This is a genomic window from Paenibacillus sp. G34 (genome assembly GCF_056856875.1).
Window position 1 is genome coordinate 1,580,304 of the sequence record NZ_CM166469.1, and the last position, 13,448, is coordinate 1,593,751.

Genomic DNA, 13,448 nt, shown 5'->3' on the forward strand with positions numbered 1-13,448 from the left:
TATATTTCTCGTTTGCTAATCTCGTTGGGCAATCTTGAGGATTACTAAATTCTGGTAAAAACAATTACATTGGCATTGGCATCAGGCACCAATGGTGCGGAGACCGAAGCTGCAAGCTGATCCTCGCTTACTTCAAATGTAAAATCCATGTGCAAGCCAAACAGGAGCAGTGAGACAGAGAACGTATGCTTGCCAACATATCGCATAGGCATGTCAATGTTATTCAATCTTGTCTGCAATCCTTGATCCGTCTCATGCACGAGCAGTTCACCATAACCAGGGTGTTGGTAAATTCCAGTATAAGTAGAGACTGGGATATTCATGGGAGGGGCGGTTGGGGTCTCTTCGGGCTTTGTTTCTTCCTCTACCTGTGCTTCCTGCTGTCCGTCTTGTTCTCCCTGGCCCATGAGTCTCAAAATGGTGGAGGTCCAGTCTGTAGGCTCCAGCCCGAGCAGACAGTCCATGATATAGAAGGCAACTGTATATGGAATAACACTTCCATTGGTGTTGCTTAATACAACGATCCCGATCTCTTCATCCGGCAAAAAGGCTACTTGTGAAGCGAAGCCGTCGATAGCTCCTCCATGATGAATCATGGCATGTCCTCGGTAAGGCTCTATCATCCAGCCTAGGCCGTATGTACTGATAGGCAGTTCTTTGCTGTGAAATGGAGAATCAGAGACCATCTGCGGACGATGAGTCTCCGACATCTGTTCTGTGGAGACAAGCGCTTTGTCCTGCCATTTGCCCTGCTGTATCTGGAACTGGAGCCATGCCGTCATATCTGTCAGGTTGCTGTTGATGGAGCCAGCAGGGCCAATGGCATCAATGTCGCGAAAAGGGATACGCACGTTTTTTCCCTCCTGATCCATGTATGGCAAGGCATAATTTGATTGTTGCTGCATTTCCTCTACTGAAAACAGACTGGCATTCATTCCAAGCGGGCGAAACAGATTATTTTGTATGACTTGCTCCCAAGACGCATTTTTAAGATGGCCAATCAGATAACCGGCAGTCATATACATCAGGTTTTGATACTGCCATTTACTGCGGAAGTTCTGGTTCGGTTCAAGGTAGCGCAGGCTGTGCACCAGTTCTTCTCTGGAACGAGTGGAATTGTACCAGACCAATTCGTGTCTTGGCAGACCTGAACGGTGACATAACATATCCCTCATAGTAAGGCGCTCTGTAGCAACCGGATCGAACATCTGGAAATCCTGCAAATAACTTATGACCGGTTGATCCCATTCAAGTAGTCCCTCATCCACAAGTTGTGCTGCTGCCGTCGCGGTAAAGGCCTTGGTACTGGAGCCAATGGCGAATAACGTGTCTGGTGTGACCTCAAGTCCTGCTTCCAGATCGCGATAGCCATATCCTTTACTCCAGACAACCTGATCCTTATGAACGATTGCGATTGCTGTACCTACGCCCTTCCATTGTTCAAGTTGACTGGTAATGAATTCGTCCAAACCTTTGAGTTTGGTCTGAAGTGATGTCATTGTCGTTGTAAGTTGATTTGAAATTAAATTTGTCATATAAATCCCCTCCAAAACGCATTGATATTCCAGAGATGATCGTAATCGGTTTAGTAAAATGATCTAGAAGTATGGTGAATATTTCCAATTAACGGACATCGATGTAATTGATTTGATTATCGCTTTTATGGATCATATTTTCATCGTCCCCGAGACTGATTTGCCCCTCGTCTTTTGGTCTATCACAGTTTCATACCAAGCTTGTCAAACTAGTCCGCATATATCGAACAAGTCCCTCATAACATGTACTAATCAAGTAGGGGTTCTGCTGTACGCACAATCCTGAAGTGAAAACATGTGCTAAAGGGGATGATGTCATGCGCCGAATATCATGGATGCTTGCCATGGTATTGGTCTTATCGGCCTTACTTGCCGCCTGCGGGAAGAAGGATGCGGCAGCTGTGGTCAAAGATCTGAACGAAGTCGTTGGAGAGATGGAAAGTTACCAAGGAGCAGGTGTCATGACGCTGCATACCGGAGAAACGCCGCAGCAGTACAAGGTCGAGGTATGGCATCAGAAGCCTTCGTATTACCGTATTGCATTAACCAATGCCAAGAAGGATGTTACGCAAATCGTACTTCGGAATGATGAAGGTGTGTTTGTACTGACGCCGAGTCAGAATAAAAGCTTCCGTTTCCAAAGTGACTGGCCAGATAATCAGGGTCAAGTTTACTTGTATGAAACGTTGATTCGAAGCATTACAGGGGATACGACCCGTCAGTTTGCAGATGAAAAAGAAACCTATGTGTTTGATGTTGCTGCAAACTACAATACACATGCTCTTGTAAGACAGAAAATCTGGCTGAACAAGAGCGACTATGCACCCAAACAAGTGGAGGTATCCGACTCCAATGCCAATGTGGTTGTGGATGTGAAGTTTGACAGTTTCAAATTCGGGGCCGAGTTTGGAAAAGACGCCTTTGACATGCAACGCAACATGACGGCTGCAACAGAAGAAGAGAATAAGGCAGGAACAGATGCAGGTGCTGCTCCAGCCGAGAAAACCGATGACGCCACCGGACAACAGCCTGCTAATCCTCAGGCTACGCCAGGCTCCGAGGGAACCGAGGGAGCTGTTGATGGGCAGACCGGTGTAAGTGAGGGTACGGATCAACAAGGAACACAAGGAGCAGAAGGTTCAGAAGGAGCAGCAAGTGAGCAGGGCAGCGAGGAGCCTACCTTGGCCGAGCCGAAAGAATCAGACAGCTTTGGTGTCATTCAGCCGACATATGCACCGGAAGGCGTCAAGTTGAAGGACGATCAGATTTTGGAGGAAGCCGGGGATTATTCCGTCCTGCTTCGTTATGAGGGAACTTATAATTACACCATATTTGAAGCAAGACCTCAGGATCGTGCTGTATCCCTTGCACCTTCACGCCTTGTTGATCTAGGATTTACGGCAGGCATGATTAGCGGAGATGCTTTACAGACACTGACCTGGACTTCTGATGGCGTGGAATACCGGATTACAAGCGCGGATCTGCCTGAGAATGAAATGGTACGTATAGCGACCTCCATGCAGGAAGAGTCGGGTAAATAAAAGAGAGTGCATATCGGTCTTGTCCCAAGGAATGCTATAGAGCATCGGAGAATTCATTTCTCCGGTGCTTTGTTTATTTTTATAGTACAGAAGATCGTGCCAAGTTCAGCCAAAAAAGCAAAAAACGCTTCTATGCGGTGTGAACCGGGTAATAAGTCGATGTAAGCAGGTTATACCCAGTCATACGTAGGTCATTCGTATTTGACGAGAGGAGCTGGAATAATATCGCTTATTCTCCTTCTTCTGTACTTGATTGTGGTACTCTGCAGGCTCTTGCAGCATAAGATCTGAGAAGTAAAACTTTCGTTCATTTGACAGTGACATGCTGTAGCATTACGATGGAGTCTGACGTGAGCCGGATTAACAAGATTAGAGAAGGTGACTTAACGTGCAAGGACAATATCGGCCGACCCAGGCGGAGATTAATCTGGATCATCTGCGCAGCAATGTGGCGGCTTTTCGTGAGGCTTTGCCTCAGAGTACGAGATTCCTCGCTTGTGTAAAGGCTAATGCCTATGGACACGGCGCGGTGGAGACGGCCCGGGAATTGCAACGACTGGGTGTGGACTATTTAAGTGTAGCGTTTCTTGACGAAGCTCTTGAACTGCGTCTGCACGGCATCACAAGTCCGATTCTGGTATTAGGGTATACGCCGCCTGAAGGAGTCGCTGCAGCTTGGGAGCATGATGTGACGATCACATTGTTTAGCAGAGAAGTGCTTGAGGCTATTAGACAGGTGAAGCCAGGCACATTTGTGAATCGTTTGAAAGTTCACATCAAAATCGACAGTGGCATGGGCAGATTGGGTCTGTTGCCTGGCAATGAGGCCATTGATTTTATACAAGAGGTGTCCTCAATTGATCAGGTGATTCTTGAAGGCATGTTTACTCACTATGCTAAAGCAGATGAACAAGACAAGAGCTATACACTGGAACAGTATCAACGGTTCCAGAGCGTTGCAGAGACGCTCCGGGATCAGGGATGTGTCATCCCGATTATACATACGGCGAACAGCGCGGCTGCTATTGATACACCTGAATTATCTTATGATATGGTGCGTGTGGGCATCAGTCTGTATGGACTGTATCCTTCAGCAGAGGTGAATCATCAGGTAGTGAAGCTGCTCCCGGTATTGACACTGAAGACAAGAGCGGTTCTGGTCAAAACACTGCCGTCCCACTGGGGAGTCAGTTATGGAACCCGTTATTTTACACAGGAAAATGAACGAATAGCGACCTTGCCTATCGGCTATGCAGACGGATTCTCAAGAATGCTGACAGGTAAAGCGCAGGTGCTTGTACGTGGCCGCCGCGTTCCTGTCGTCGGTACGATCTGCATGGATCAGTGTATGGTGTCGCTACAATCTTTCGCAGAAGAAGCGGAAGCAATTCAAGCCGGCGAAGAGGTTGTTCTCATCGGCCACCAGTCGGGCGGTGTAATTACCGCTAGTGAGGTGGCAGACCAGCTCGGTACGATTCACTATGAAGTGATCTGCATGATGGCTCATCGCATTCCTCGGGTCTATACCCGGGGAGGAGAGGTAGTCGCCAGAATCAATCCCCTTTTGACAACGTAATTCGCAAATTGGACACGATTACCAGTAAAGTTTTTTTCAGAACAGAAGGAATACTGTCGCAGCATCTCGAAATATGTACGATGTCAGGAATTAAATCCTGAAATGCGATGTTTAGTCTGTACGAATATTGATTCCCGTGTTTATAATGGAGTACAGCATACTTGATATACGCGGGGCATATATATTCCTTTGTATAAAAGTTCTGGAAAAGCGTAATACTGGTTCACAATGGCGAAAGGTTTGTGGGGGTGGAAGAAAGGTGGCCAACTTGCAGAACACCAAGCGAATTATGATCAGTTTGCCTGATTATCTTTTGCAGGAAGTGGATGGCATCGTAGCGCTGGAGAATTCCAACCGCAGCGAATTGATTAGGCAAGCAATGAAGCTGTACTTGACAGAGCGGAAGAAACGTTACATCCGTGAATCAATGCAGCGAGGATACATGGAGATGGCGAAGATCAACCTGACCATGGCATCCGAAGCCTTTCACGCGGAGGAAGATGCGGACAGCACTCTGGACCGCTTAGTTAGCGGGGTGTAGACAGTGATCGTAAAACGTGGTGACGTTTTTTTTGCGGATCTTTCTCCCGTTGTCGGTTCTGAGCAAGGTGGAGTCAGGCCGGTTCTGGTCATCCAGAACGATATCGGCAACCGGTTCAGTCCAACCTGTATCGTGGCGGCCATTACCGCCCAGATTCAGAAGGCAAAGCTGCCGACGCATGTCGAGATTGATGCAGCAGCGCATGGTTTTGACCGGGACTCAGTGATTTTGCTCGAACAGATTCGGACGATTGATAAGCAAAGGCTAACCGATAAGATTACGCATTTGGACGAGGAGACCATGAAACTGGTCAACGAAGCCTTGCAGATCAGCCTGGGCTTAATCGATTTTTAGGGTGGCAGAACGGTATTTATACGTTGATGTGCCTGTCCGTTGACAACGGATGTTCCTGAAGGGGACACACAATTTCAGAATGTAATCAGAAGAGCGTATGATACCTTTTTAAGGTGTTGTACGCTCTTTTGGTTAAGACTTGGTGAAAGCGTAGAACATTGATGACCTTTTCGTTATAATGGAACCTGAGAAACCGTTTACCCGCAAAACCTATATAGATAGATGGAGGAGACATATGAGCATTTACATCAATCAGGAGAAACTTCAGTTTCATTTACAGACCCGCGAGGCGAGCTATGTATTTCAGGTATTGCCTTCGGGGTATTTGGTGCATTTGTATTATGGCAAAAAACTGCGTGATACCGACCTGAGCTGGCTTCATGTTCGGACGGAAAGAGCATCCTTCAGCCCGAACCCGGTACCTGAGGATCGTACGATTTCGTTCGACACTTTACCAGTAGAGTTGCCGGTCTATGGCACAAGTGATTTCCGCAACCCGGCGATTCAGCTAGAGTTGGAGAATGGCTCAACGGTATCCGAGTTTACGTATACAGGCCATCGTTTGGTCAAGGGAAAAGAAGCGTTAACGGGACTTCCGGCAACGTATGTAGAATCCGAAGATGAAGCGGATACGCTTATTATTGAAATGCAAGATCAGGTGTCGGGTGTTAAAATTGAGTTAACGTATACCGCGTTTACTGCCTTTAATGCCATTACACGCTCGATGCGTATCGTGAATGAGAGCGCTAACGTAGTGAATGTGCTGCGAGCACTCAGCTCTTCTGTAGACCTGCCACATGCAGATTACGAATTGCTGCAGCTCTCAGGTGCTTGGACTCGTGAACGTGACATCGTTCGCCGTCCGCTCGCTTCCGGATTGCAAGGAATAGAGAGCCGCCGCGGCTCCAGCAGTCACCAGCAAAATCCGTTCATTGCCCTGATGACACCGGGAACGGATGAAGACCAAGGTGAGGTGTATGGATTCAGTTTAGTATATAGCGGTAGCTTTACTGCACAGGCAGAAGTGGATCAGTTCTATACAACGCGTGTATCTGTTGGTATTAATCCGTTTGAATTTAGCTGGAAGCTTGAACCGCAGGAATCGTTCCAGACTCCTGAGACAGTTATGGTTTATTCGGCTACGGGTCTCGATGGTATGTCTCAGTCCTACCATGAGCTGTACCGTGAACGTCTGGCACGTGGACAATTCCGCAATGCTGAGCGTCCTGTACTGGTTAACAACTGGGAAGCAACATATTTCGGCTTTAATGCCGACAAGATTGAGCAGATCGCACGTGCAGGACAGAAGCTGGGCATTGAGCTGTTTGTGCTTGATGACGGCTGGTTCGGTCATCGGGACAGCGATAATTCGTCTTTGGGCGACTGGATTGTGGACAAAAACAAGCTACCGCAAGGATTGGATGACTTGGCTAACCGTGTCACAGGTCTGGACATGCAGTTTGGACTGTGGTTTGAGCCAGAGATGATCTCCCCGGATAGTGAACTGTATCGTAAGCATCCGGACTGGTGTCTGCATGTGCCGGATCGCCGCCGTACCGAAGGAAGACAACAGCTTGTGCTGGACTTCTCCCGTCAGGATGTGCGTGACGAGATCGTTCGGATGTTGTCCGATGTACTGGGCTCTGCACCGATCACTTATGTGAAATGGGACATGAACCGGAACATGACAGAGGTCGGCTCTGCATTGCTCCCGGCGGACAGACAGCGCGAAACGGCTCACCGTTATATGCTTGGACTGTACGAAGTGATGGAGCGTATCGTTACCTCCTTCCCGAATATTCTGTTTGAAAGCTGCTCCGGTGGCGGCGGACGTTTTGATCCGGGCATGCTGTATTACATGCCACAAGCATGGACCAGCGACAACACGGATGCGATCTCTCGTTTGCGGATTCAATATGGTACAAGCCTTGTATATCCTGTAAGTTCCATGGGTTCACATATTTCGGCTGTGCCAAACCATCAGGTGAACCGGATCACTTCTCTGGAGATTCGCGGTCATGTTGCGATGTCAGGCAACTTTGGATATGAGCTGGATCTGACGAAGTTTACAGACGAAGAGAATGCGATTGTAAAAGCACAGGTCGAACTATACAAGGAAATTCGCAGTACGGTACAATACGGAACCTTCCGTCGTCTACTCAGTCCATTTGAAGGCAATGAAACGGCATGGATGTTCATTGCACCAGATGGTAGCGAAGTGATTGTATTCTACTTCCGTGTGCTCTCTGAACCGAATGCACCGCTTCAACGTCTGAAGCTGAAAGGGCTTGATCCAAATGCGGATTACCGCCTGAAAGGCGGCTCAGAGACGTTTACAGGCGATGCCTTGATGTATGGCGGTATTGCTGTGGGTAGTGAGTCTGGAGACTACCTGAGCGAAATGTTCCGGTTTGAGCGGGTCTAAATAAGTTTAAATTTTCTTTTACACGTTAACGGAGAGGACAGAAAAAACCTGGAATAGCGAAGCGTTCGCCTTTATCACCGGATTTTTCCCTTTAGAAAAGGGAATCAAAAAAATCTGGGGATAACAGCGAATGGAAGGTTATTCTGTCATCGGAGTGGACTGTGTAAAATCTCTAGTTCAACTTATTTAGATCAATTGGTTATTTTGAAGAAGACCCGAGGATGTCATGATGACGTTCTCGGTCTTTTTTTTCGTTCAACGGGGAAGGATGTTAGGAGTGCAATAACGCAAATGACAGACGTGCCATAGGAATGATAGAAATTTCAACGTGATTTTGTGATAATATAGAGAAGAGTGTTATTTAGAGCTTGAAAAGCTTGAGATCAACTTCGGATGATCGACCATACTGTTATTATGCAGCACAGCTGCCCTGAAATGAGTATTATGAACGATTCAGGAAGGAAAGAGGGATTTATTTGTCTGAACAGGGAACGGTTCTGGAACCCAATGAAGAAACATTAAAGGCGGAACGCCAAGAACGAATCATCAAACAGGTAGCCAAGGAACTGTCACTGTCCTTGAAGCAGATTCGCACCACATCGGAGCTTCTGGACGAAGGCAATACGATTCCATTTATCGCCCGCTACCGTAAAGAAATGACTGGAGAACTGGATGAGAACCAGCTGCGGCAGATTGAAGAACGCTTGGTGTATTTGCGCAATCTGGAAGACCGTAAACTGGAAGTTATCCGTATTATAGAGGAACAGGGCAAGCTGACCAAAGAGTTACAGAAATCCATTACACAAGCTGTCAAGTTGCAGGAAGTAGAGGATCTGTACCGTCCTTACCGTCAGAAACGGAAGACACGTGCCAGCGTCGCTAAGGAAAAAGGTCTGGAGCCGCTAGCCGTATGGGTCTGGGAGCAGCCGAAACAGGGAGATGCACTTCAGGAGGCTGCGCGTTATATTAATGCAGAACTCGGGGTAGAGGATGCAGAGTCGGCTCTTCAAGGAGCAAAGGACATTCTCGCTGAAAATATTGCCGATGATGCGGCTATTCGTGCCTGGATTCGCAGATATACACTGGATCACGGGATGCTGACCTCAGAAGCGAAGGATACGGAGCAAGAGTCCGTTTACGAGAATTATTACAGTTATCGTGAATTGGCTAAAAAAATGCCGCCGCATCGTATTCTTGCGATTAACCGCGGGGAACGTGAGGGGATTCTCAAGGTTGGACTAGACGTGCAAGCCGAGCCTGCTCATCGTCATATGGAGAGCCAGATCATTCGTGGTGCTTCTGCGGTGCAAGATATTTTGCGTGCCGTTATTGAAGATGCGTACAAACGATTGATTGCTCCGTCCATTGAACGCGAAGTGCGTGCAGAGTTGACGGAAAAAGGGGAGAATCAGGCGATTTCGGTATTCTCCGCGAATCTTCGTAACCTGCTGTTACAGCCTCCGATTCATGGTAAACGTGTACTGGGTGTCGATCCAGCTTACCGGACAGGCTGTAAACTGGCGGTTGTCGATGATACAGGGAAGTTGCTCGAAGTCGCTGTAACTTACCCGACACCTCCACATAACAAGAAGCGTGAAGCAGCAGAAGTGTTCCACCGGATGATCAAGCAGTATGATATTGGATTGATCGTTATCGGTAACGGAACTGGATCACGCGAGACAGAGCAGTTTGTAGCTGAGATCATTCAGGAGAACGGCGACGAGAGCTTGGTTTACCTGATTGTGAACGAGGCTGGTGCAAGTGTGTACTCTGCATCTAAGCTTGCCCAAGAGGAGTTTCCGGATCTGGATGTTGCCGAGCGTAGCGCGGCTTCTATTGCTCGCCGGGTACAAGATCCGCTGGCTGAACTCGTTAAAATTGATCCAAAAGCGATTGGCGTCGGCCAATACCAGCATGATGTATCCCAGAAGGTTCTGGAAGAGAGCTTGAAGGCTGTTGTAGAATCCGCAGTTAACCATGTTGGCGTGGATGTTAATACGGCTTCACCTTCCTTGTTGTCTTATGTTGCTGGTGTTAATGCAACGATTGCCAAAAACATTGTCAAATATCGTGAAGAGAACGGCCGTTTCACAAGTCGTCGCCAGTTACAGAAAGTGCCCCGTTTGGGTGCAAAAACATATGAACAATGCGTAGGCTTCATGCGTATCTCTGAAGGAGAGAATCCGCTGGACCGTACGCCAATCCACCCTGAATCGTATAAGGTGGTTGATCAGCTGTTCAAGGAGCTTCAGGTCGAGCTGGACAAACTCGGAAGCAAAGAACTGTCTGTACTTCTGTCTGAACAGCAGACAGAACAGTTGGCCGTTAAACTGGATGTCGGTGTGCCTACATTACGTGATATTCTGGACAGTTTGCAGCGTCCGGGCCGTGACCCTCGTGAAGAGATGCCGCTGCCGATTTTCCGTACCGATGTACTCAAGATTGAAGATCTGGTGGAAGGTATGGAACTGCAAGGTACAGTACGCAACGTAATCGATTTTGGTGCCTTCGTTGACATCGGTATCAAAAGTGATGGGCTTGTCCATATCTCTCAACTGAGTAACGGGTATGTTAAACATCCGATGGATGTTGTTTCCGTTGGTGATAATGTGACTGTCTGGGTAATGAATGTGGATACGAAAAAAGGTCGTGTGGGTCTTACGATGAAAAAACCTGCATCTGCGAATTAACGATTAATTATCGCGTTTTGGCATCATGATCCGATGTCAAAGCTTGCGTCTGTCGAAGTATCCGCGTGTAAACGTATAATGGGACAGCCTTCCGCATTGGGAAGGCTGTTTGCTGTTAAGTATTATCTTTTTTGGTGCAATGGTATGGATGAGTATGGTGTTTGGTGTACAAGGCTTAGATTTCGTTCTCGATGTTGCGCTGTGAACTGCTGGCAGGTTTGTTGCGATAGAAATACCAGCATTCGTTCAGTAACTTGATTTGACGACTGTCCTTTTTGTGGAACGCCCGCATGAGTTGGTTGCAGAGCCATTGAGGCAAAGGAATCTCCTCCTTTTGCATAATTCATCTGTACGTTAGCATATGTGGCTATAGCCTGGACTGTGCGGGATAACTCCATGTCAATCGAAAAAGGTCATCACCTGTTGAACCGAAACGAATCTTATACTTAGTGAGGAAGCATCATATATGCAGGGATGAAAAAAAGTGAGGATGAAAAAAAAGCGCATTACCCTACAGTGAGAGGTGCGCTTTTCGTATTGTATTGAATTTCTGATCACATAAAAGGAATAAAGTGTAGCCATTAGTAAATGTTCATACATCAGGTTTTGAGAGATGTGATTCCCTATGAATCAGAGTGATTCCATCTCTTCTTCATACCATTGTTCCAATTGAGCCTGAAGTGCCCGAATCTCGGTAAGAAGGGAAATCAAAGGATAGTTGTTTTCACGCAAAGCAGCAAAACGCTCTTCAAGGCCATTGATATAGTCAAGACCTCCGATGATCGTCAGGTTTTCGTTTAACAGGTCAAGGTTGTCACATTCGGCAATAGCCCATGGCAGGACGGGTACATCTGTTGCCGTGAGTTTGTCAATTTCCTTGTGCAGACGCAGATTAAGCGCACTAAGTTGATAAGCATAATCCGCAGGCATTTCAACAAACTGTAATTGCCGCTCCTGTTGCAGGATGACATAGCGCATTGTAGGCATAACGAGTATTAATCTCCCCTCATACATTCTACTTGACAGTGTAGCCTACGAAACGGTTAAAATTCAAGTATTATAGGGGAAAAACAGCGTGCTCGAGCGGATGGAGAGAGAGGAGAATGATGGAAAATAAGGAATTGCAACAATGGATTGAGCAGATTTCTTTGGAACATTTCGGAGTTCCGTTTACCCATGAAGCGATATTTAACCGTCGTCTGACAACAACGGGTGGACGCTATATGCTCAAAAGCCACCGGATTGAAATAAATCCGCATCAGCTTGAAGTGTATGGCAGGGACGAGGTTGAGAAAATTATCAAACATGAACTATGTCACTATCATCTGCATATTCGAGGAAGAGGATACCAGCATAGAGACCCGGAATTCAAGGCACTTTTGCAGAAAGTGGGCGGTTCACGGTTCTGTCAGTCTCTTCCCGGAGACAAGGGCAGAAAACCGCTGCCGTATCGATACAAACTGGTATGCAAGAGCTGCGGGATGGAATATTTGCGTAAACGAAAAATAGACCCGAAGCGTTATCGCTGCGGTCGATGTTCTGGAAAACTTACACTTCAAACCATCTGATCTATACGCTGATTATTCGGCTGCAGAAAGTGGTGAGCGGCAGGTTGACTTGAATTATTAATCATGATAAATTAATGTTATTCAAGTTAATTTTCCCTGATAGCTCAGTTGGTAGAGCACTCGACTGTTAATCGAGTTGTCACAGGTTCGAGTCCTGTTCGGGGAGCCATTTCTTGGAGAGATACCCAAGTGGCTATAAGGGGACCCTCTGCTAAGGGGTTAGACTGCGTAAGCGGTGCGAGGGTTCGAATCCCTCTCTCTCCGTTTTGATTATACTTCTATGCCAGGGATGAGAACCCTAAAGGTTCGCCTTAGCATAAACTTCGATAGCGATACATCGCAGTCTCGAGCGAAGTGAGAGTATCCCTCTCTCTCCGTTCTGAATAAATAGTTAAATCCTCTTCACATGAATGTGCCAATCATTCATATGAAGAGGATTTTTTGATTTTTTAGCGTCTATTGCTTTTCAAGGGAGATATCCAAAACCTCATACAAACCTAACTTTCCAGCTTCGGTCACTTCAACAGAACGACTTCCTGTTTTTTGACGAATCCAATTTAGTTCAAGTAAGCGGTGAACGAGCTGTTCACCAAGTAAGCCGGATAGGTGATGACGCCGTTCGCTCCAATCCAGACATTTACGGGCAACGGCCCGGCGTGATCCCGGTTTTGAATGAAGCTTGATTCCAAATGAGCTAAACCACTGTGATCCTTTCTCCGTGATTATATAATCCTTACTTTGCACTTCTTTGGCTTCAACCAGATAACCCCTCTTAAGCAGAGCTTCACAAAGTGAAATCCCAAGTTTCCCGGCCAGATGACCGTAACAGGTACGTGCATAACTTAACTGCTGCAGTTGATTGGATTGCTTCAATGAGCGAACCTGAACCGGTGGGGCAATGCTGGCCATTTTTTCAATCAGATCCGCAATGTCCTCGCTCGCGAGACGATAATACCGATGACGACCTTGCTGTTCTACTTCCAACAGTCCTCCTGCTACAAGTTTAGCAAGATGGTTACTTGCAGTCTGTGGACTGACGGCAGCCATATAGGCCAGTTCACCGGCAGGTAGTGCCCGTCCATCCAACAAAGCGGAGAGAAATATAGAGCGGCTTGTATCGGCAATAAGTGAAGCAATAACTGTGATATTCGGATATGCATTCATACTTCGATGATAGTTGAAATAATGCTGTATTACAATTGGTTTCAATTCATAATT

General features: G+C 46.9%; 11 protein-coding genes and 2 tRNA genes. 9 read left to right on the top strand and 4 right to left on the bottom strand.

The features are described 5' to 3' along the window. Positions 1 to 44: 44 nt before the first annotated feature. Entirely contained in the window at positions 45 to 1,535 is a 1,491-nt protein-coding gene (locus AC1VYS_RS06905; RefSeq protein ID WP_482913599.1) for a serine hydrolase, read from the bottom strand. A 317-nt stretch (positions 1,536 to 1,852) separates the two neighbouring features. Between AC1VYS_RS06905 and AC1VYS_RS06910 the strand changes: the two genes are divergently transcribed. The 6 genes from AC1VYS_RS06910 to AC1VYS_RS06935 all read left to right on the top strand — a co-directional run bounded on the left by AC1VYS_RS06910 (position 1,853) and on the right by AC1VYS_RS06935 (position 10,662). Further along, complete coding sequence (locus AC1VYS_RS06910) at positions 1,853 to 3,076, top strand: DUF4367 domain-containing protein (RefSeq protein WP_482913600.1); 1,224 nt, start codon at positions 1,853 to 1,855, stop codon at positions 3,074 to 3,076. A gap of 388 nt (positions 3,077 to 3,464) precedes the next feature. Beyond that, positions 3,465 to 4,652 (top strand): alanine racemase, encoded by a 1,188-nt coding sequence (gene alr, locus AC1VYS_RS06915; RefSeq protein WP_482913601.1) that lies wholly within the window; start codon positions 3,465 to 3,467, stop codon positions 4,650 to 4,652. A 259-nt stretch (positions 4,653 to 4,911) separates the two neighbouring features. After that, the gene (locus AC1VYS_RS06920; RefSeq protein WP_024630715.1) at positions 4,912 to 5,193 is read left to right on the top strand and encodes a CopG family ribbon-helix-helix protein; all 282 of its coding nucleotides are present in this window, start codon (positions 4,912 to 4,914) and stop codon (positions 5,191 to 5,193) included. Between the two features lie 3 nt (positions 5,194 to 5,196). Next, entirely contained in the window at positions 5,197 to 5,547 is a 351-nt protein-coding gene (locus AC1VYS_RS06925) for a type II toxin-antitoxin system PemK/MazF family toxin (protein ID WP_024630714.1), read from the top strand. A 235-nt stretch (positions 5,548 to 5,782) separates the two neighbouring features. After that, positions 5,783 to 7,972: an alpha-galactosidase gene (locus tag AC1VYS_RS06930; RefSeq protein ID WP_482913602.1), complete on the top strand. Its 2,190-nt coding sequence runs from the start codon at positions 5,783 to 5,785 to the stop codon at positions 7,970 to 7,972. A gap of 476 nt (positions 7,973 to 8,448) precedes the next feature. After that, positions 8,449 to 10,662, top strand: coding sequence for a Tex family protein (locus AC1VYS_RS06935; protein ID WP_482913603.1), 2,214 nt, complete (start codon positions 8,449 to 8,451; stop codon positions 10,660 to 10,662). A gap of 175 nt (positions 10,663 to 10,837) precedes the next feature. Here AC1VYS_RS06935 and cmpA read toward each other — a convergent pair whose 3' ends face one another. Continuing rightward, positions 10,838 to 10,981 carry a cortex morphogenetic protein CmpA gene (gene cmpA / locus AC1VYS_RS06940; RefSeq protein WP_221787894.1) on the bottom strand — a complete coding sequence of 48 codons (144 nt, stop codon included), beginning with the start codon at positions 10,979 to 10,981 and terminating at the stop codon, positions 10,838 to 10,840. 311 nt (positions 10,982 to 11,292) lie between these two features. Further along, on the bottom strand, positions 11,293 to 11,649 hold the full coding sequence (locus tag AC1VYS_RS06945) for a hydrolase/acyltransferase (protein WP_482913604.1): 357 nt from the start codon (positions 11,647 to 11,649) through the stop codon (positions 11,293 to 11,295). Between the two features lie 119 nt (positions 11,650 to 11,768). Between AC1VYS_RS06945 and AC1VYS_RS06950 the strand changes: the two genes are divergently transcribed. The 3 genes from AC1VYS_RS06950 (at position 11,769) to AC1VYS_RS06960 (ending at position 12,494) form a co-directional block, all read left to right on the top strand. After that, the gene (locus tag AC1VYS_RS06950) at positions 11,769 to 12,230 is read left to right on the top strand and encodes a SprT family protein (protein WP_482914934.1); all 462 of its coding nucleotides are present in this window, start codon (positions 11,769 to 11,771) and stop codon (positions 12,228 to 12,230) included. Positions 12,231 to 12,323: 93 nt separating this feature from the next. Further along, positions 12,324 to 12,399: transfer RNA gene (locus AC1VYS_RS06955), tRNA-Asn, on the top strand. A 6-nt stretch (positions 12,400 to 12,405) separates the two neighbouring features. Continuing rightward, a tRNA-Ser gene (locus AC1VYS_RS06960) sits at positions 12,406 to 12,494 on the top strand. A gap of 192 nt (positions 12,495 to 12,686) precedes the next feature. On the opposite strand, the gene AC1VYS_RS06965 is transcribed toward AC1VYS_RS06960, so the two are convergent. Then, the gene (locus AC1VYS_RS06965; RefSeq protein ID WP_482913605.1) at positions 12,687 to 13,394 is read right to left on the bottom strand and encodes an ArsR/SmtB family transcription factor; all 708 of its coding nucleotides are present in this window, start codon (positions 13,392 to 13,394) and stop codon (positions 12,687 to 12,689) included. Positions 13,395 to 13,448: the final 54 nt, after the last annotated feature.

Coding starts and splice junctions, on each gene's coding strand:
- AC1VYS_RS06905 (WP_482913599.1), bottom strand. CDS start 1,535: ATGACAAATTTAATTTCAAATCAACTTACAACGACAATGACATCACTT.
- AC1VYS_RS06910 (WP_482913600.1), top strand. CDS start 1,853: ATGCGCCGAATATCATGGATGCTTGCCATGGTATTGGTCTTATCGGCC.
- AC1VYS_RS06930 (WP_482913602.1), top strand. CDS start 5,783: ATGAGCATTTACATCAATCAGGAGAAACTTCAGTTTCATTTACAGACC.
- AC1VYS_RS06945 (WP_482913604.1), bottom strand. CDS start 11,649: ATGCCTACAATGCGCTATGTCATCCTGCAACAGGAGCGGCAATTACAG.
- AC1VYS_RS06950 (WP_482914934.1), top strand. CDS start 11,769: ATGGAAAATAAGGAATTGCAACAATGGATTGAGCAGATTTCTTTGGAA.
- AC1VYS_RS06965 (WP_482913605.1), bottom strand. CDS start 13,394: ATGAATGCATATCCGAATATCACAGTTATTGCTTCACTTATTGCCGAT.